Raw genomic sequence first — 17547 nt, 5'->3', positions numbered from 1 at the left:
GGCTTCAAAAGTCGTTATAATGGCATTGCTTCCAATCATTATCTTATGGGTTGTCGCTATTGCTATTCGCAATACCCTCCAGCACAAAGTTCACTCTACGCAAAAATGCATCGGCAACATCTCCGACTCCGGCTGCTTCGACCCGACAGAGGCCCTCGATGGAATCATCTAGCGCCAAGGTTTTAGAGGGAAGACGCGAGTTAAAAACTCGTAACAAGGCTTGGGCCCACAAGTTGGCGCAACTGCTTGCCTCCTCCAATATTTCTCCCAATCAAATTTCAGCACTGAGCATCTTCTGTGCTCTCGGTGGCCTCGCCGCCTTTGCCGCCGCCCATACAACGGGTCATCATCTTTTTCTGGTTCTTGCCGTCCTGGGCATTCAAACCCGCCTTCTTTGCAACTTAATGGACGGAATGGTTGCGATTGAGTTCAAAAAGAAGTCCCCCGTCGGTGATCTGTATAATGAAGTTCCTGATCGAATTGCCGACGCATTTCTTATTTTGGGCGCAGGACTGTATTGCCAAAGTCATGACCTCGCTATGACTTTAACTTGGGTCAATATCTTCCTTGCGACGATGACCGCTTACATTCGAGCTTTGGGTGCCTCATTGGGGAATGGTCATAAATATCTCGGCCCTATGGCAAAACAACATCGCATGGCTTTACTAACGGCCGCGGCTGTCATCGAGCTCGTCTTTAATATCGAAGCCATCTATGTGGCTCTGTGGATTATGCTGGTGGGTTTGATTGTGACTGTTGTGCGCCGCCTGGCAAATCTCTCACAAAGACTTAAGCAGGTTTCGGAGGAAAAATGAACTTGTCCATCTCTGGTGCGTTGATTTCCATTTATTCTCTTTTGACTGTTTTAACTTCAGTCTTCGCTATTGTTCGCTGGGTGAAAGGCCCCGGCAAACTGATCACTGAATTGATTGAACGAACTCTCTCTTGGTGGGCAATGATCACTGTGGCCGCTATCTGTTTATTTTTGAATGATCTTGTGGCGACCCTAAGCTTGATGACCTTGTCGATTTTTGCTTTCCGTGAAATCATCGGCAACTACAATCTGGCAGAAGACCATAAAAAGGTTCTAAGAATCTGCTACTGTGCAATTCCGATTCAGTACTTGCTCGCCTATTACAATGAGACATCTTTATTCCTGACTTTTATTCCCGTGATGATGTTCTTGGCGCTCAGCCTTCGCAGCGTGGTTTCAGGAACGACTGAAAACATCAGCCGTACCATGGGCGTTCTGCATTGGTCGTTGATGATGACCGTGTTCAGCTTTTCTCATATTGCACTTCTTTACTCTCACAATCTGCCCCTCGCAGATCAAAACCAGAAGTATCATTTGGTTTTGTTCCTTATCTTGGCGACAGAGATCAATGACGTTTTCCAATTCACCTGGGGAAAGCTCTTGGGAAAAACCAAAGTCTGCCCAGAGATCTCTCCAAAGAAAACTCTCGAAGGACTTGTCGGTGGTGTTTTATCCACGACAGCCCTTTCTTACACTTTGGCAGGCTTCATCGGCACAACCGGCACCCAAGCCATGATTTTGGGCGCCTTGATTGCCACCACGGGTTTCTTTGGCGATATCACTTTCTCAGCTATTAAGCGTGACTTGAACATCAAGGATCTGGGTAATTCAATTCCAGGCCACGGAGGCCTTTTGGATCGCGTTGATTCACTTGCTCTGACTTCGATTGTTTTCTTTTATGCATTTAAATATCTGATTTAACATCTAGCATCTGGCATCTGACGTCTGATTTGAGAGGACACCGATTATGAACCAAACTATTCCGATTATCTTAAATCTGATTGCGGCGATCTTTGGCGCCGGTGGACAGTACTTCTACAAAGTGGGCGCTTCAAAAATGAAGTTGGTCCCGCTCTACCAGAACTGGCACATCTTCATGGGCATTCTCAGTTTCTGCGTGGTGATGGTTCTTTTTGTTATTGCTTATCGTTTGGGTGGCAAGATCTCAGTTGTGTTCCCTATCTACGCAACGACTTTTCTTTGGGGCACGCTGTTGGAAATGGTCATCGACAAACAAAACCTGACTCTGCCGCAATGGCTGGGCACAGCTTTGGTAATCATCGGCATTTCCATCATCGCTATCTTTTCAAAGCAAGCTGCCTAGTGAGTTTCGTCCTTAATAAATGGAGCAAGCTCCTTTTGCAGCTGCTCCACCACAGCGGGAGTTCCCGCGATGATTGAGTTTTTGTACGGGTTGTATTTGTCGCCACGATAAGTGGTCACTTTTCCGCCCGCCTCTTCCACCAACAGTATTCCAGCCGCTGCATCCCAGGGCTGAATATTGCGTTCCCAGTAGCCATCAAAAACACCACGGGCCACCTGACACAGATCATAGGCAGCGGCGCCAGGTCGGCGCACACCTCGGCACTTACGGACGATGTGTTCAAATATTTTGAGCTGCTCGGTAATGATGTGTTCGTGTTCTGCGACAAAGCCAGTTGCCAAGAAGGCGTTTTTGAAATCTGTTGTTTTGCTCACACTCAACGGACGTCCATTGACGAAGGCACCTTTGCCACGGATCGCCGTGTACGTCTCCTTCAACATCGGCACATCAATCACGGCCAACTGAATTTCTCCGTCGATCTCCAAGCCTAAGCTAATGCAAAAAATTGGAAAGCGATGAATGTAATTGGTGGTGCCATCCAAGGGATCCAAGATCCAGCGGCCCTTCGCACCCGCTGATTGCCACTGGACCTTAGCCCCAGCTGCATAAGACTCTTCACCCAAGAACTCTATGGACGGAAAATTTTTCCTGAGATGCTCTGCGATGACTCGTTCCGATTCTTTGTCGGCTTCACTCACCAAACCCGCCTGGAACTTTTCTTCGATATGTTCTAAGTTGCCGAAATAATTGAGAAGCACTTCGCGCCCCAGGCTGACAGCCTTGATAGCCGTACCTAAGACCTGGTCCCAATTCATTGATTCTACGGTATTTTTCATAGTTTCCCCTTCCGGCAAGGGCGTCAGGTTATTGACCTGTTACGCGACTTAACGCTAACATGGATATACGGCCAAAGGAAGGGCCCGAAACTTAAGCATTCAAGCGAGTTTAAACTTATGAGGATTCAAAAAATGGCTGCAAAGACAGATGTTGTCGTAAAACTAGTACTAGTTTTCTTTATTTCATTGCTCTCGTTCTCTATCGGAACTTTCGTGGGCAAGAAATACAGTGACAACCAACATCAATTGTCTCAGCTCGAGCCTCAAAAAGCTGAAAAAGCGGACCGCGAAGTGGCTTCTGTAGAAGAAGGCACTGAAGGCGAAAAGAAATCTTCTGGCACTATGACAGATGCAGAGATCGCGAAACTTGCTGAAGAATTCGTGGCTGACGAAACGACTCCTTCTACTGAAACGGCTAAAACTGAAGAAGGCGGACATAAAGTTGAAGCTTCCCACAATGAAGCGGCAGTTGCTGAACACAAAGAAGAAAAAGCAGACGCTCACAAGCCGGCACCGGCAACTCCGCATGGTAAAGACAAAGCAACTCCAGTGACAAAACATGCTGAGCCTTCTCCGGCAGCGAAAGAAATCGCAGCTGGTAAAGTTCCAACTGCAACTGAACACACGACTGCAGCTACGACTAAAGAAGCACGCGTTCCCTCTTCACTTCCTAAGGACGTAGCAGCGTACACTGTTGGAAAGTTCACAGTTCAAGTGGCTTCTTATGCTGATGAAGCTGAAGCTCAAAAATTTGCTTCTGACTTGAAAGACAAAGGCTACAGCGCTTTCTACGTACCAGCGAACATCAAAGGAAAAACTTGGTTCCGCGTAAGTGTAGGACAGTTTGCCACTCCTAAAGAGGCGGCTTCATACAGAGCCGAACTTTTGGGTAAAGCAAAAGTAAACTCAGCGATCGTACAAAAAATCACTGAGTAACCCGCCTCCACTTCCTGCATATCGCTCATAAGAAAAAAGCCTGCACTTCAATGCAGGCTTTTTTTATTCCAAAATCTCAAAGATAAAAGACTAATTGAGAGAAAAAAAGATACCAAGACGAGCCAGGCCACTGAACACTGGATTCGGATCATAATCACCGGCGAAAAGTGTTCGTCCCTCCAAAGCTGCCATCACGCCAAAGTCCTTCGTAAATCCATACGCGATATCGCCCCCGACGGCCAAGCCCGATAACACTTTATTTCCAGACTTGTCAGTTTGCGAGGTTCCCAACAAGGTGGTCTTCACTTCATCCTGATAAGTACCCACACCCAAACCACCGTAGATTGAAAACTGCAAAGGCATGAACTCTTTTTTCGATCTTAAGAAATGCCAGCGTCCCCACAGAATCATCTCTTGATGAGAGTGATCTATGCTGGTCGTCGCATTGCCACTGTCTTCGCTGTATTTAGAATATTCAAATAAGGCCGAAAGATTGTTTCTTTGATAGGCAAAAGCAAAGTTTAAAAAACCATGCGTCGCCAGTTCTTGATCGTTGTTGCGTTCATAACGCATTTCCATTCCCAAAGGAAATAACTGCAAAGTGGATTCCGCCACCGGCTGTGGAGTCTTCAATCGGGAAACCTGCGCCATTGCGGCGGTAGACAAAAGTAAGCTGAGACACACCAAAATGAACTTCATGAACTACTCCGCGACCAATTTCCAAGAGCCATCTTGTTTACAGGTCTTCTTCGGATCTGTCGCCGCGGTAGAGTTCTTTAATACTTCAGCAAGGTACTGACATTCTTGCTCATTCATCTCCGGCATCACGGAAACCATTGTCTCAAGAAATTTAGCGGAATTGTAGTAGCTCCCATCACTGGTTTTATCAAGATCCGCACGCATCAAAGGCAGAACTTGAACAATCAACTTAGCCACGGCCTTACGGGAGTCTTTATCATTCAAACCGCGAGATTCCGCCGAAATATCAGAAAATCTTTTAAGCATTCTTGAGAATTGCGTCCCCAACGTATAGGCATAGCCCGTCAGATATTGATCTACGTTTTCCTCGTCATAAGAAAGATAGATACCGACAGATCTCTTCACCGCAAGTTCTGATGGCAAAGCATTCACCGCTCTTGCATCGAGAGCCTTTAAAGAGCGCGCAACCTTTTCAGAGGGTAAAGAGGCTGCGATAAAATCCGGATTGCCCGTGTACATCCAGCCCCAGAAGTCAGCAAGCCCCTCATTGATCCCACGCAGAAGTGCGCTGTGATAATATTTATGAACCGTCGCATTGGCTTCTTCGTTATTTGTCGAAGTGTCAAAGCGACTTTCAAGGCGGCCCACAGGAATGCGTTGTTCATTGTCTTCAATGCCCGACTCTTTCAAAAACAACTTGCGATCATGCGCAGACGCGTCTTTAGAGAAACCATTCAGGACAATTTTGTAAAACAATGAATGAAAATGTTCGTGCGCCAGAATGCCGCCATTGATTGCGATCGGAAGATTTTCCTGAGTGTAAGGCACCAACAGCATGGAGTCCGTTTTACCGTCGTAAAAGGCATTATTGCTCATCCCGCCTCGCACGCGAACTCCGATACCCACATCTCGAGGCCATTTGTTGACGTCTCCAGCACCCAAGTCTTTATCAAGCTGCGCCAGCTGCTGCATGTGAGCATAGATCACGACCATCTGTTGGGACATATCGTTCGCCGGAACATAGTGACCGTCGGTGCTGCGAATGAATTTTCCTTTGGGAGCAACGCCATTCAAGTGGCTATTGATAATGCGCGGGCTAAAGAAAAACCGCACGAAGCGACCCGACACTTCCTGCAAGTTGCTCAGTCCACTCAATTCGATAAGTTTCAGAGAATAGCTGGTCGAGGAACTGGCATCATTCATGGGAGCAAGGACTTTCACGTCCCCGGAGACATCCGCAGAGTCAGGATTGGATGAGCAACCTCCGAGAACCGTCATGGCAAGAAACCCTGACGCGATGAAAATTGCTGCTGTGATTCGACTAAAAACGCGCTTCACAAAATCCTCTCTAAGCACTATAAACGGTAGAGTCCGCCAGGCTTATGACTAAACGCGTTACAGTTGTAGTCGAGTTCGGGGAAATTCTCAATGAAAACTTAGGGATAGACAAACTTTGTCAGGTTCACCATTTTTTAGACAGTGCTTGAGACAATGGACTCGAGAGTAATACGGCAGTTCGGGCTTAAAAAGCTGAACTTTCTAGGGAAGAAGGCCAATGGATATACTTGATTTTGTTACAAAAAACATGAACCCACCCCAGAAAGATGCCATTGAGACCCTGAACGGACCTCTTTTGATTTTGGCCGGCGCTGGTTCTGGCAAAACCCGGGTTTTGACCCATCGTATGGCCAATATCATCGGCCAAGGTGCCGCCGCCCCCGATGGCATCCTTTGCGTGACCTTTACCAATAAAGCCGCCAAAGAGATGGAGCACCGAATTTACAAAATTCTGGGCGACATGGGCATCATGGTCCGCGAGCAGCTTTGGGTGAACACCTTCCACAGCTTCTGTGTGCGTGTGCTTCGCAGCCACATCACTCTTTTGGATTATAAGCAATTCTTCACGATTTACGATTCTTCCGATCAACTCAGTCAGATCAAAAAAGTTATGACCGCTTTGGGCATTAACGACAAAATGTATCCGGCAAAGAACTTCCAAGCGCGTATCAGCAACGCCAAAATGTTAGGCCTGACTCCAGAAGGCTTGGAGAGAAGTTCGAAACGTTTGATGGATCAAAAAACCGTTGAAGTTTACAGAGCCTATGAAGTCGAAATGAAACGAGCGAACAGCTTGGATTTCGATGACCTGCTAATGAAAACTTATGATCTCTTCCGCATGTATCCTGACGTTTTAAAAATGTATCAGGAAAAATTCCAGTACATCATGGTGGATGAGTATCAAGATACCAATCACATTCAATATCTGATCGTGCAACTTTTGGCGAAAGCGCACCGCAACTTGTGCGTCGTCGGTGACGAGGATCAGTCGATCTATAGCTGGCGTGGTGCGGACATCAAAAACATTCTGGATTTCGAAAAAGACTTTCCAGAAGCCAAAGTTGTGAAGCTGGAAGAAAACTATCGCTCTTCTGCAAACATCGTGAATGCCGCAACTGCCGTAATCAAAAACAACTCGCAACGAAAAGATAAAACTCTTTTCACGTCAAATCCTGAAGGCGACTTGATCAACGTGCGTGAAGAACGCAATGAATACGATGAAGCGAAGTTTGTCGCGAAGACTATTCAGACCATGATGAATGAGGGCGAAGGCTCTTATAATGACTATGCGGTTTTCTATCGCACCAATGCGCAATCGCGAGTCCTTGAAGAACAACTTCGCACGTTGGCGATTCCTTATCGTCTCGTTGGCGGCGTGCGCTTCTATGAACGCATGGAGATCAAAGACATCTTGAGCTTCATGAAGCTCGCGATCAATCCGGCAGACGATATTGCTTTAAAGCGTATTATTAATGTTCCGGCACGTGGTATCGGCAAAACGACGATTGATAAGATCGAAGAATTTTCGGCTCAAAAGAATATGACCATGTACGAAGGCGCGCGAAACGCTGTCGAGCAGAAAATCTTCAACGCCGGCACCACTGGCAAAATCCGTCGTTTCCTTGATCTGATGGATGAATTGCAATCGAGCGCCACCAGTTTCAAACTGACTGACTTCTATCATATTGTTTTGGATCGCACTGAATACCTGGCGGCTCTGAAAAAAGATGAGTCTCCGGAAGCTCAAGCTCGTATTGAGAACTTAGAGGAACTCGACAACGCTATCGCGCAGTTTGCCAAAGAGCGCGGCGAAGAAGCCTCACTCATTTCTTTCCTTGAAGAGATGGCTTTGGTCAGCGACGTTGATTCTTTGGATCAAGAACAGAACTCTGTAACCTTGATGACTTTGCATATTTCAAAAGGTTTGGAATATCCCTATGTCTTTGTCGTCGGTGTTGAAGAAAATCTTTTCCCGAGCGGCCGAGCGACTGAAAGCGAAAACCCTGAAGATGTGGAAGAAGAACGTCGTCTTGCCTATGTCGGCATGACACGTGCCCGTCAAAAGCTGTGGCTGACTTATACAAAAATGCGCCGTGTTTGGGGGCAAGAACAATTCAATCCTCCATCAAGATTCATTAAAGAAATTCCACCAAGCTTTATTTCCTTTAAATCTGCGGCGGAAGCTCCTCGCTTCGTAAACCGCTATGGGGATAGTTCTGGGGATCTTTACGAATCCAAATGGGGCAGCACAAATTCAGATCGCAATAAGGCCCGCAATACTGGCGGCGACGACTTCGACACCCAGGATTTCCCTGATTACGATGGCGATGGCGGCGGCATGAACTACTCCAAAGGCATGCGCGTGCGTCATCCTACCTTTGGCGTCGGCACTGTCTATGCCACTGAAGGGGCTGGAGACAATTTGAAGGTCAGCGTCATGTTCACGGACAATACAGTTAAGAAATTTGTCGTCAAATACGCTCGCCTAGAACGTGTTTAATTAGAGATTGACTCCTTTTTGGGAAACCTCAATTATTTTGGGGTTGAAATAACAAGTTGAAACAATCAGGAGTCTCTAATGAATAAATTGATCCTTTCCCTAGCCGCTGTAGTCATGGCTTTCACGTCAGTTGCTGGTGCAAAAACAAAATCTTCAAACACAGTGGTAGCTAAAGCAGCTCCTTCAGAAAGAAGTTATTCTTCTTATAGTAATGATTCTTTCTTCATGGGCAGCGGCAACACTCATGAGTTCACAACTCTTTTGACTCACGCTGTGTTTGTTTCAGAAAAACGTTCTAAGAATGCTTCTGCAGGAACTGCATTTGACGTTGGCGCTTCATACCTCTATTCACTCAATGCTGGTGTTCAAGTCGGTGGTGAAGGTCGCTTGCAAATTCTTTCAAAAGAGTACTCTCCTACTGGAAACAGCAAAACGCTTATCGATCTTCTTGGTGTGGCTGCTTACAACTTCCAATCTGACTTGAAGAATGCGTTTTTCTTGAAAGCCGGCCTAGGTATCTACTCTGTCTTGAATGACACCGAAAGCGACTATGAAAACAAATTGGGTCTATTCTTTGGCGGTGGTAAACGTTTCGCTCTTTGGAACAACGTTAGCTACACTCCAGAAGCTCGCTTCGTTAAAAAAGGCGACATCGACCTTGGCTTCCAAATCGCGTTCTTGAACTTCTCTGTTATCTGGTAGTTTCTAGCGACATAAAAGTTAATGAAGGGTCCCACTCGGGGCCCTTTTTTTTATTTCAAAAAGCTTTCATTTGAATATTTTCCTACTTCGCAGACTGACGCCTTGGTAGGATTTCCATATGAAAACATTCAAAGCTCTTCTAATCGCCTCTATTTTGACAATTTCTTCAACCTCCCTGGCAGTTCCCAAAGGTTTCAGCGAAATCCGCAGCAAAGAAATTCAAGAAGACGACGTCACCTTCCGTTATATGTCCAACGATGGAACCTTTGATTTAAAGTGCGCCCATGTTTACGACAAACCGGGAGCTTGGGACTGGGATGTTTGGTGTGGCAAAGGAACGAACATGCTGAAAATGTTCCGAGTCCACTTCCTGGTTCGACAATACAAAGCCAAAGCCGCAGAAAAAACAGGATTCGAAATTTTGTATTGGGTGATTGATCGCAACCAACCTGCGACTAAAGCATTCTCTTCAACATCAACTTGGCTTCAATTCAACAGCCTCACAGATCCAGAAGTTCTGTCGTTTTCCCAAGGTGTTGAAAATGACTATGCCTACCTGACTCTTGAATACAAGCCAGGCCGATAGTGGCCTTAAGCTTTGCCGTTTTATAAATCGCTTTGCGATTTTCTACATTTTAATCGTTTTGCGATTTTCCACATTTTAGATGAGACCACTCTTCCATGTAAGAACCTAAGAGTGGTTTTTTTATTTTATCGGCAGAAGGACTGACGTATTGAGCATCGACTCCGTCCCAGCCGGTGAAGTGACGAGTCTGTCCTTCGTGAGCGGTTTGGAAGTTCGGGACAAGATAAGCCTTCCCGCCGCCATTTGGAATATCCAAAGATAAATTCGGCATCGCCAAACCCGACAGGTGCCCCCACAGCTCTTTTTGAATTTCTAAAGAGTCTTCAACAGAGGTGCGCAAATGATCTGTTCCAATCGAAGGGTCACATTGGAACATGTAATAGGGCTTCACTCGCAAATACAGCAAGCGTCGGTTTAAGGCCTGCACCAAGGCTGCGTGATTATTGATACCATTCAATAGCACCATCTGATTCATCACTGGCACACCATTATCCACCAGCAATTCCAAAGCGGCCGCGGCCTCTTCGGTCAACTCATTCGGATGATTAAAGTGTGACATCAAAAAGACAGGCTTATGCTTTTTCAAAATCTTTACAAGATCCTCAGTGATACGCATCGGACAGACTACGGGCATGCGCGATCCGATCCGAATGATTTCGATATGATCAATCTTGCGCAGATCACTCAGCACTCGATCAAGTTGAGCATCCCCGACTGTCAAAGGATCCCCGCCCGACAGAATCACTTCGCGAATGCCCGTGTGAGCTTTGATATAGGCCAAAGCTTGTTCGTACTCTTCGTTGCGAATGAAGGCCTGCTCTTGACCGGTAAAATGCTTGCGCGTGCAGAAACGGCAGTAAACGCTGCAAATATCCGTGATCAGAAAAAGCACGCGATCAGAATAACGATGAATCACGCGTGGGGCCGGATTGTTCTTTCGCTCCCCCAAAGGATCAAGCATTTGCTGGGAACCTTCTTCGATCTCAAAACGCTGAGGCATCAAAATCTGGCGAATGGATTCGCCCGGGCCACCAGACAAACTGGCATAATAAGGAGTCGTGCGGATATTGAAGAGTTCTTTGCCCTCCGTGAAGGCGGCGCGCTCATCAGCGCTGAGCTCAAAATGCTTTTCAAAATCACCCAGAGTCTTCAAGGAATGGCGAAGCTGCCACGTCCAATTATTCCAATCGGAGGCGGCAATGTGTTCTGGTTTGGGACTCTTCGGGAAATGAAACTTCATCGAAGGGAGTTATCCCTCAAGACACCGCTTTCAGGCAAGCCAAAGGTGCCCAAAAGAGTCTCTTTCCTCGCCCTTGCCAACCTCCGCTCTGAATAGACCTAACTACTTGAAATTATATGTACTTTATTCATTCTCAGAAGGGGACACTACAAGTTCGACAAAGCCCTCCCCGCCAAAAACTTTTCTCAACGTGAGAACTCTTAAATATTTCAGTGGCTTACCCGCCTTGGCACAGACCTCGGGTTTTGGCCCGGCCTTCGCTTTACATCAAGTTAGAAAAAAGGGTCTGGATGACCTATTAACAGGAGGACTTTATGAAAACTTTCACTTACACCCAAAAAAAATGGGCAATGGCATCAGCACTTTTGCTGGTACTTGGTTTTAATGTTTCTTTCAACACTCACACAGGTGGAATCGCAGCCATGGATCTCGCATCCGAAGCTGGCGATGTCATTCCAAGCAAAATCACAACATCTAAAGGTGTTGCGAACGTGAAGTACATTAAAACAGGTGATAAGGAAGTCCTTGCACTCGTTCCAAAAGTCACTGAAGGAAAAGGTTACTGCGAAGATTGCGGCTTCACGCAATATACATTGAATGTCGCCTTCGATAAGAACACCAAAGACATTGATTCTTTGAATGTGGCTTTAATGGCTAAAATCGAAGAAGACAAAGCCGAAAAGGTAGTTGCAGCTCCCGCTAAAGAAAAAGAAGAGGTTGCACCTGAAGCCGAAGTTAAAAAAGTAAAAGCTAAGCTAACATTCACAGAAAAAGTTCTTAAAAAATGTGGCGCCGACAAAGATGATGCCGAAGCCGTGGATTGCCGTTTGACTGAAATCTCTTCTGTGTTGGCTGATGAAAAAGTCGATCAAAAAGAAGTGGCAACTTTCTATGGTAAGTATGTTCAACAATCACTTGCAAAAGCCATTGCAAGCGATGACCAAAACGAAAATCAAACAGCCTTGGATCAATTGACAGCTCTTCAAGACAACTTGATCACAGAAAAAGGTTGGAAAGAGCTTCGTCAAAGAATGGGTTTAACTTTGGCAGCCTCTATCGGCTACGCTGGTAACACAGTTAAAACTTTCTATACAAACTATCAAACTGCGATCAACACGAATGATTTGAATGCCTCCAGCTACTGGATGAATATGTACCAACAAGGCCAAAATAACGTGTTTGCCGCGAAGAATAATTTCGCAAACATTCAAACGACTTGGGCGAACAACTCGCTCAGAGAGCAATCAATCTCATACGCTGACTTGAACAACATTGTTTGGTCTTACTCCAATCCAGCAGACCAAATCTTCAATCAACTGGTCAGCTCTCCACAAAACTATAACTTCGTAAATGGTCAATTGCTGACAAGTGCTCCGGTGAATCCAGCTAACCCTGGCATCCCTGGCACAATCTCAAACCCTGGCACAGTGATCATTCAACAGCCAGATGGCAGCTTGCTGGCACCTCGCTTGGCTCCAGGCCGCGGCGTAGGAGTTATCAACGGAAATCAAGTTGTAGTACCAACTTTGGTTCCAAGCTCTTCGGTTCCCGCAACAACTTCACCAGGCGTTCAATACATCGCGGTTCCAGCTTCTCTTTCTGAAAGAGTTGGCGCCATCAGAGCACAATAGTTTTCGAGACAATTCCTTAATGTTCGATCCTCCACGGGCCCAAGATGGGCCCGTTTTTTTCGTTTTTGAGACGTTCCATCTGAGGCCCCATCTAAAGAAACAAATATGATGTTTCATTCTGAGAAACGGGCTCAAAAACCCCCACTTTGTTCCGATAAGAAATCAGGTACTTTAAGGGGGAAAAACCATGGTTCAAAAGTTTGGTGCATTCGCACTCTTACTATCGTTTTCTTCTTTGGTGAACGCGCAAAATATTTCTGAAAGAGCCTTCTACGCTCGATGCTATTCTCACTTGACTGGCAAACCTGTCCCTCTTGGAAGTCCGATCATGGCCCAGGTTAAAGCCGGCACCAAGAAAGCGATCACAGCCTGCAATGAACTTCTCGACAAAGCGGAACTTGAACCCAACTCTGGCGGACTTTACGTCGACAATTCGGAAAGTCGCGCTGTCTTAAACAACTTCGCCAGCTTTCATCGCAGTTGGTTCACTGCAAACACTGTCGAACAAATCCAAGACAACAACAATGAGATCTCTAACGGTACGATGGATATTTACGACTCCACCGAACCAGCACTGGCACTCACGCGCGCCATGTTCGTTCGCAATGGCCGCTACTCCGATGTGATGACTTTAGGAACAGGCGTTCAAGCACTAAGACAAGAACAGTCCATGGCCAGCAAGATTGGCTTCGATTGGAGCGCCAATTATTCGGGTCGCCGCGTGCATGGAAACAATCCGGCTTTTAATAACAATCAATTTAACTTTATGCCGACAGCAGGGCCTCTTGCTGATGTGAACAATGTCTTTGTCGCCAACTTTATGAAGCCTATGGTGGGCGAACTGTATGGAATCCGCCAAACCGTCAGTGATGGCACCTTGGTTCCCAATGTGGCCATGCAAGCTTTTTCAGATACACGCGGGAACAACCAAGCGGGTTTGAACTATTCGTTTAATCCCCACAGCAGCTTGGGTGGTGGTGTCCTTGGCAGTCCGATTTATTTAATGATGAATTTTGGTCATGGCAAAGGAACCATCTCCAATGGCTCTTTAAAAGTTCCACGTCGTTGGGCACAAACAAATATGACCACCTTTATGTGCGCAACACTGCCAGCTCTGCGCGAATCTGATGTTGCCCAGTTCGTTGTGGGAAATTCTTCCGCTCCCTTCAGAAATGGAACAAGCTGTGTGATGTGCCACGCCAGTTTGGATCCAATGGCCTACACCGCTCGCAATGCAGTCGTGGTCAATACAAACTTTACAACTCTTGCTCTGCCCTCTCGCACATCCAGCCTGCTGACCACCTTTGGAGAAAACCAAGCTTCAGTTGCGGGCTGGCCTTCAGAACCGGTCGCAAACTTTCATCGCCAGACACCGACGGGAAAACTTTATTTCCGTTCATTTGCTTCAGGCCAATTGGTCAATCGTGACGTGCTTCGCATCAGTGGTTTAGGGGCTGCGATCGCGGAACAAGATGACTACTATCAATGTGCCGCCAAGAGGTACTTTGAGTATTTCACTGGAATTCAGGTTTCTCTTTATGATCGCACCGATCCTAAAAATGCAAACTTGAACAAACAGCTTTCTGAAAAATCAGTGGCGGATCGAAGATATATCGAGGAGCTCGGAGCTGAACTTCGTCAGACTCAGTCGGTCCGGGGAATTATAAAAAAGATTATGAACTCTGAGTACTATCACGCGGCGAACTACCGTCCTTAATTATCAGGAAATAGAGGCTTTTATGTCTGAAAACGATAATAAATTTGATCGCCGACAGTTCTTGCAAGGTGGCTTGATCGCCGGTGGATCGTTTTTAACACCGACTCCGGTCGAAAGACTTTTGAATTTGATGACTGAGGGATTTATTAAGAAAGCCCATGCTGAAACCGTGGGTGCCTTGGGAGTTCGAAATTACGTCAATGTGATGATGGTCGGCGCGCCTTATCGCTATGCCTTTGACCATTGGATTCGCACCAATAGCAACGAAGCAGTTCCTGAATTCAATCCTATGGTTTCAACCAAGTATGTTGAATCCGGTGGCCGGGCTGTCGGGGTTCAATATGCAACGATTGAAGCAGATAACAAAGTTTTGGTTCCGCATATGTTTTCCCATAATGTCACGACAAGTGCGAATCCCAATCGTCCCTTGAAAGATCTTCTGAGCAACATGATGGTCATACGAGGCTATGGAACTGGCTTGGATGGACACCCATTCAATGCCAGTGCTCAACAAACTCCAGTCGGCGGTGTTGCTTCAATTGGAGGACTTGCCGCAGATAATTCATCAAAAACTTTCGAGGCCATTCAATGGCCTGATCGCGGAGATTTCGGAAACTATGTTTCACTGCAAGGCAAAGCACTGAATAAGCTCAGCGGTTCTCCTTTGGTCAATCTCATGCAAGGCTTCGGCGCTCCTCAAGGAGGCCGAGTTGCGGGACGTGATGTGAAGTCTCGAAACCGCGCAGCTTATGAATTGGCCCAAGCCCGACTGGGAGCTTACGCCAAGTCGGATCGCAGTGGCGCCTCTATCGTCAAAAAGAATCTTGCAAACGCCAGCGCTTTGATGAAAAAAGGCGTGAGCGATATCGATAGCTATTGGCCTGGGGCAGTGGCCCGCTATCAAAACGTCATTCTTAAAAGCATGCGCGACACCGGGACTGGAAATCTTCCTGGTATCAGCAATCTTGCTTTGCTTTCCAGCGAAGACGCCATGTGGAAGCTGCATGTCGCCTCTGGAAATCGTGGTTTGGTCTTGAGTAAAGATTTTGATTTGCGCAACAGCCTGGGATCCATCGCCGCACCGGCAGCTTGGGCGGAAAGTTTGGCGCTGACTGAGTATGTTTTAACCCGCGGGTTGGTCACCTCTATTGATATTCAAATGGGTGAAACTTCCGGGCTGACTCTGGGTGAAAAAGGGATAGCTGGCACAGCCGCTCACCACTTGATCCATGACATGCACGAATCAGGTGCTATGGCCGGTTTATTTTATACGACTGCTTTTTTCCGTGGATTTGCTGCCGGACTTCTAGAGTTGATTGATCGTTTGAAAACCGTCCAAGTAAACGGCAAAGATATTTGGTCGGAAACTGTGGTTCAGTTGATGTCTGACTTTGGGCGAAGTGCGCGTACGAATGGCTCTGGCAGTGACCATGGATTCTTCCAAATGATCACCAGCGTTTATTCTGGCGCAATCAAAAATGGTCCCTTTGTTGTCGGGAACATCAAACGCGCAGGTATGAATGCAAGTTACTCCGGTACTCAAGGTATCGGGGCTGCGATTGATGATTACAATCAAAAGGGAATGCCAACTCCAACGATGGCGGCTTCAACTGTTGCCGCCCTTTTACGTGTTCCGAAAAATCCGTACGAAAACTTAGCGGCCTCATTGGTTGATTTCAATGGGGACCAATTGCGCGTCCTTCGCACAGCAAAGATTGTGGGGTAGATATGAAATACAGACTCTTCTCTGCAGCCCTCGCGGGATTAGTACTTACTCAACTTTATCAAAACTGCTCACAGCTGGGCGGTTTTGAAGCGCTGGACTCTGCCTCAACATCAGCCTCGTTGGGTTCAGTTGATATGTCTCATCCGGCAGAGAAAACAGTGACGCTGCCAACCCAAAGACTGCAAATGGTAAATAAAACCTATGTGGCAACTTTGCTTCGCGAAGTCTTCTATTCCACATCCACTCCAGTACCGAACTTAGAGGCCATCATCAATCAATGGGTCTTCTTCAAAGGCGGCCAATACGGTCAAGGTTGCGATCCTTACAGCTCTTATTCGGGATATGACTGCGGTGGCTCGATCATGAATGCCAATTTGCCTTATCAAATGGAAGACAATACCGTCCGCCAATCTTTCAATGTTCAGGCCTGCGAAAATATTTTGGGCATGGATCAAGCGGTGGCAGCGGTTTTACAAAAAGTAACGAATCCTTCAACAGCGCCCACGGCGGCCGCGGTCGCCCAGGTTTATGAAATGTTCTATCGGGGTGACGATGCCTCCCCCGAAGTGGTCGCATCCTTAATCGATATGGACCGGGCCCTTGCAGCGAATGCAGAAACGCCCACCAACCGTTGGAGAGCGGTGATTCTTCAGGTCTGTGAATCTCCAGGCTGGCAACTTCAGTAGTTTATAAGGCCTGATAGGCAAAAGAGTGCACGCGCACTAAGGAGTCTTCGGAGTAAAGCCCCAGGGCTCCTCTTTGATCATAAAGACTTTCTGGCATTTCTTTGCTCTGATAATCCATGATTTCAATGCCGTTTTTATAAACTTGGAATCGCTCGTCATCCTTGACGATAATAAAGGTAGCGCGTTCGCCAATTTTGAATTCTTTGGTTTCATCTGTTTTAAGAAAATGCTGGCCGACCTCCTCAAATACCCGTCCCAACTCGGCTCCCGTGTAGGGTTTCAACAAGAAATAATTCGCTGTTTTATCCGTGGCGGAGCGACCTTGATAATTTCCAAAAAACCAAAAGACCTCCCACTCATTCGGGGTCGAAGAGCGAAGCTGCTTTTCGGTAGTCACTTCAATTTGAACCGCATAATTTTTGACAGGCCTGTCCAGAGTGTCTTTTAACAATAACAAGGTGGCAAAAGTTTGCGCTGAGGTCTTTGCTTGTTGCGGTTGAAAAATCAGATCCCCACTGCCATCGGGATTAAATAGAACCTGGCCTCCCCCATCGTACTCAATTTTCCAATGGTAGGGAGTCAGAGGGACTGGAATCATATGAAAGCTTCTCAACCCAGGTCCTTTTGGTTTTTTGTGGATACAACCCGTGAAGAAAGTCAGAACTAGGACGAAAAGAAGATATCTCATGCTTAGATTGTAGGGAGCTTTTGGATTTTGGGCAAAAAAAATCCCGAGGGGACTTGCGCCCCCCCGGGCCCTGCTCACCACCAAACAAGATGTTTTAGTATGTCATCAAGCTGTCGTACAAGTT

At 46.6% G+C, this 17547-nt stretch carries 17 protein-coding genes; 12 read left to right on the top strand and 5 right to left on the bottom strand.

What is annotated here, in order from left to right; genetic code table 11:
• Window positions 1–19: 19 nt before the first annotated feature.
• From NWE73_RS03495 to NWE73_RS03480, 4 genes are read left to right on the top strand one after another with little or no spacing between them, the layout of a single operon-like run.
• On the top strand, window positions 20–172 hold the full coding sequence (locus NWE73_RS03495; protein ID WP_277576888.1) for a hypothetical protein: 153 nt from the start codon (window positions 20–22) through the stop codon (window positions 170–172).
• Entirely contained in the window at window positions 159–815 is a 657-nt protein-coding gene (locus tag NWE73_RS03490; protein WP_277576887.1) for a CDP-alcohol phosphatidyltransferase family protein, read from the top strand. The genes NWE73_RS03495 and NWE73_RS03490 overlap by 14 nt, the downstream gene beginning before the upstream one ends.
• Window positions 812–1735 carry a phosphatidate cytidylyltransferase gene (locus NWE73_RS03485; RefSeq protein WP_277576886.1) on the top strand — a complete coding sequence of 308 codons (924 nt, stop codon included), beginning with the start codon at window positions 812–814 and terminating at the stop codon, window positions 1733–1735. The genes NWE73_RS03490 and NWE73_RS03485 overlap by 4 nt, the downstream gene beginning before the upstream one ends.
• A 46-nt stretch (window positions 1736–1781) precedes the next feature.
• Window positions 1782–2138 (top strand): hypothetical protein, encoded by a 357-nt coding sequence (locus NWE73_RS03480; RefSeq protein WP_277576885.1) that lies wholly within the window; start codon window positions 1782–1784, stop codon window positions 2136–2138.
• On the opposite strand, the gene NWE73_RS03475 is transcribed toward NWE73_RS03480, so the two are convergent.
• A complete protein-coding gene (locus NWE73_RS03475; RefSeq protein WP_277576884.1) occupies window positions 2135–2974 on the bottom strand; it encodes an inositol monophosphatase family protein in 840 nt (279 codons plus the stop codon). The two genes, NWE73_RS03480 and NWE73_RS03475, sit on opposite strands and share 4 nt — an antisense overlap.
• Before the next feature lie 132 nt (window positions 2975–3106).
• Here NWE73_RS03475 and NWE73_RS03470 point away from each other — a divergent pair, with 132 nt between their 5' ends.
• A complete protein-coding gene (locus tag NWE73_RS03470; protein ID WP_277576883.1) occupies window positions 3107–3910 on the top strand; it encodes an SPOR domain-containing protein in 804 nt (267 codons plus the stop codon).
• Window positions 3911–4000: 90 nt separating this feature from the next.
• Here NWE73_RS03470 and NWE73_RS03465 read toward each other — a convergent pair whose 3' ends face one another.
• Both NWE73_RS03465 and NWE73_RS03460 read right to left on the bottom strand, forming a co-directional pair.
• Complete coding sequence (locus tag NWE73_RS03465; protein ID WP_277576882.1) at window positions 4001–4609, bottom strand: hypothetical protein; 609 nt, start codon at window positions 4607–4609, stop codon at window positions 4001–4003.
• A gap of 3 nt (window positions 4610–4612) precedes the next feature.
• Window positions 4613–5947: a hypothetical protein gene (locus tag NWE73_RS03460; RefSeq protein ID WP_277576881.1), complete on the bottom strand. Its 1335-nt coding sequence runs from the start codon at window positions 5945–5947 to the stop codon at window positions 4613–4615.
• 217 nt (window positions 5948–6164) lie between these two features.
• On the opposite strand from NWE73_RS03460, the gene NWE73_RS03455 reads away from it, so the two are divergent.
• From NWE73_RS03455 to NWE73_RS03445, 3 genes are all read left to right on the top strand, one after another.
• On the top strand, window positions 6165–8447 hold the full coding sequence (locus tag NWE73_RS03455) for an ATP-dependent helicase (RefSeq protein ID WP_277576880.1): 2283 nt from the start codon (window positions 6165–6167) through the stop codon (window positions 8445–8447).
• Between the two features lie 78 nt (window positions 8448–8525).
• Window positions 8526–9149: a hypothetical protein gene (locus tag NWE73_RS03450; RefSeq protein WP_277576879.1), complete on the top strand. Its 624-nt coding sequence runs from the start codon at window positions 8526–8528 to the stop codon at window positions 9147–9149.
• 118 nt (window positions 9150–9267) lie between these two features.
• Window positions 9268–9735 (top strand): hypothetical protein, encoded by a 468-nt coding sequence (locus NWE73_RS03445; RefSeq protein ID WP_277576878.1) that lies wholly within the window; start codon window positions 9268–9270, stop codon window positions 9733–9735.
• Window positions 9736–9784: 49 nt separating this feature from the next.
• On the opposite strand, the gene NWE73_RS03440 is transcribed toward NWE73_RS03445, so the two are convergent.
• Entirely contained in the window at window positions 9785–10975 is a 1191-nt protein-coding gene (locus NWE73_RS03440) for a KamA family radical SAM protein (RefSeq protein ID WP_277576877.1), read from the bottom strand.
• A gap of 314 nt (window positions 10976–11289) precedes the next feature.
• Here NWE73_RS03440 and NWE73_RS03435 point away from each other — a divergent pair, with 314 nt between their 5' ends.
• From NWE73_RS03435 to NWE73_RS03420, 4 genes are all read left to right on the top strand, one after another.
• On the top strand, window positions 11290–12606 hold the full coding sequence (locus NWE73_RS03435; RefSeq protein WP_277576876.1) for a hypothetical protein: 1317 nt from the start codon (window positions 11290–11292) through the stop codon (window positions 12604–12606).
• 187 nt (window positions 12607–12793) lie between these two features.
• Window positions 12794–14323, top strand: a complete 1530-nt coding sequence (locus NWE73_RS03430; protein WP_277576875.1) for a hypothetical protein — start codon at window positions 12794–12796, stop codon at window positions 14321–14323.
• Between the two features lie 22 nt (window positions 14324–14345).
• The gene (locus NWE73_RS03425) at window positions 14346–16049 is read left to right on the top strand and encodes a DUF1501 domain-containing protein (RefSeq protein ID WP_277576874.1); all 1704 of its coding nucleotides are present in this window, start codon (window positions 14346–14348) and stop codon (window positions 16047–16049) included.
• Between the two features lie 2 nt (window positions 16050–16051).
• On the top strand, window positions 16052–16735 hold the full coding sequence (locus tag NWE73_RS03420; RefSeq protein WP_277576873.1) for a hypothetical protein: 684 nt from the start codon (window positions 16052–16054) through the stop codon (window positions 16733–16735).
• 1 nt (window position 16736) lies between these two features.
• On the opposite strand, the gene NWE73_RS03415 is transcribed toward NWE73_RS03420, so the two are convergent.
• Window positions 16737–17423, bottom strand: coding sequence for a hypothetical protein (locus NWE73_RS03415; protein WP_277576872.1), 687 nt, complete (start codon window positions 17421–17423; stop codon window positions 16737–16739).
• Window positions 17424–17547: the final 124 nt, after the last annotated feature.

It is taken from the genome of Bdellovibrio svalbardensis (assembly GCF_029531655.1).
Taxonomy (GTDB): domain Bacteria; phylum Bdellovibrionota; class Bdellovibrionia; order Bdellovibrionales; family Bdellovibrionaceae; genus Bdellovibrio; species Bdellovibrio svalbardensis.
Note: the sequence above shows the minus strand (reverse complement) of the source record. Positions and strands in the feature narration are given on the sequence as shown.

Excerpts from the sequence above, each read along its gene's own strand:
- NWE73_RS03445 (WP_277576878.1), top strand. The coding sequence starts at position 9,268 with ATGAAAACATTCAAAGCTCTTCTAATCGCCTCTATTTTGACAATTTCT.
- NWE73_RS03425 (WP_277576874.1), top strand. The coding sequence starts at position 14,346 with ATGTCTGAAAACGATAATAAATTTGATCGCCGACAGTTCTTGCAAGGT.
- NWE73_RS03420 (WP_277576873.1), top strand. The coding sequence starts at position 16,052 with ATGAAATACAGACTCTTCTCTGCAGCCCTCGCGGGATTAGTACTTACT.
- NWE73_RS03480 (WP_277576885.1), top strand. The coding sequence starts at position 1,782 with ATGAACCAAACTATTCCGATTATCTTAAATCTGATTGCGGCGATCTTT.
- NWE73_RS03430 (WP_277576875.1), top strand. The coding sequence starts at position 12,794 with ATGGTTCAAAAGTTTGGTGCATTCGCACTCTTACTATCGTTTTCTTCT.
- NWE73_RS03475 (WP_277576884.1), bottom strand. The coding sequence starts at position 2,974 with ATGAAAAATACCGTAGAATCAATGAATTGGGACCAGGTCTTAGGTACG.
- NWE73_RS03450 (WP_277576879.1), top strand. The coding sequence starts at position 8,526 with ATGAATAAATTGATCCTTTCCCTAGCCGCTGTAGTCATGGCTTTCACG.
- NWE73_RS03435 (WP_277576876.1), top strand. The coding sequence starts at position 11,290 with ATGAAAACTTTCACTTACACCCAAAAAAAATGGGCAATGGCATCAGCA.
- NWE73_RS03495 (WP_277576888.1), top strand. The coding sequence starts at position 20 with ATGGCATTGCTTCCAATCATTATCTTATGGGTTGTCGCTATTGCTATT.
- NWE73_RS03455 (WP_277576880.1), top strand. The coding sequence starts at position 6,165 with ATGGATATACTTGATTTTGTTACAAAAAACATGAACCCACCCCAGAAA.
- NWE73_RS03485 (WP_277576886.1), top strand. The coding sequence starts at position 812 with ATGAACTTGTCCATCTCTGGTGCGTTGATTTCCATTTATTCTCTTTTG.
- NWE73_RS03415 (WP_277576872.1), bottom strand. The coding sequence starts at position 17,423 with ATGAGATATCTTCTTTTCGTCCTAGTTCTGACTTTCTTCACGGGTTGT.
- NWE73_RS03470 (WP_277576883.1), top strand. The coding sequence starts at position 3,107 with ATGGCTGCAAAGACAGATGTTGTCGTAAAACTAGTACTAGTTTTCTTT.
- NWE73_RS03490 (WP_277576887.1), top strand. The coding sequence starts at position 159 with ATGGAATCATCTAGCGCCAAGGTTTTAGAGGGAAGACGCGAGTTAAAA.
- NWE73_RS03465 (WP_277576882.1), bottom strand. The coding sequence starts at position 4,609 with ATGAAGTTCATTTTGGTGTGTCTCAGCTTACTTTTGTCTACCGCCGCA.
- NWE73_RS03440 (WP_277576877.1), bottom strand. The coding sequence starts at position 10,975 with ATGAAGTTTCATTTCCCGAAGAGTCCCAAACCAGAACACATTGCCGCC.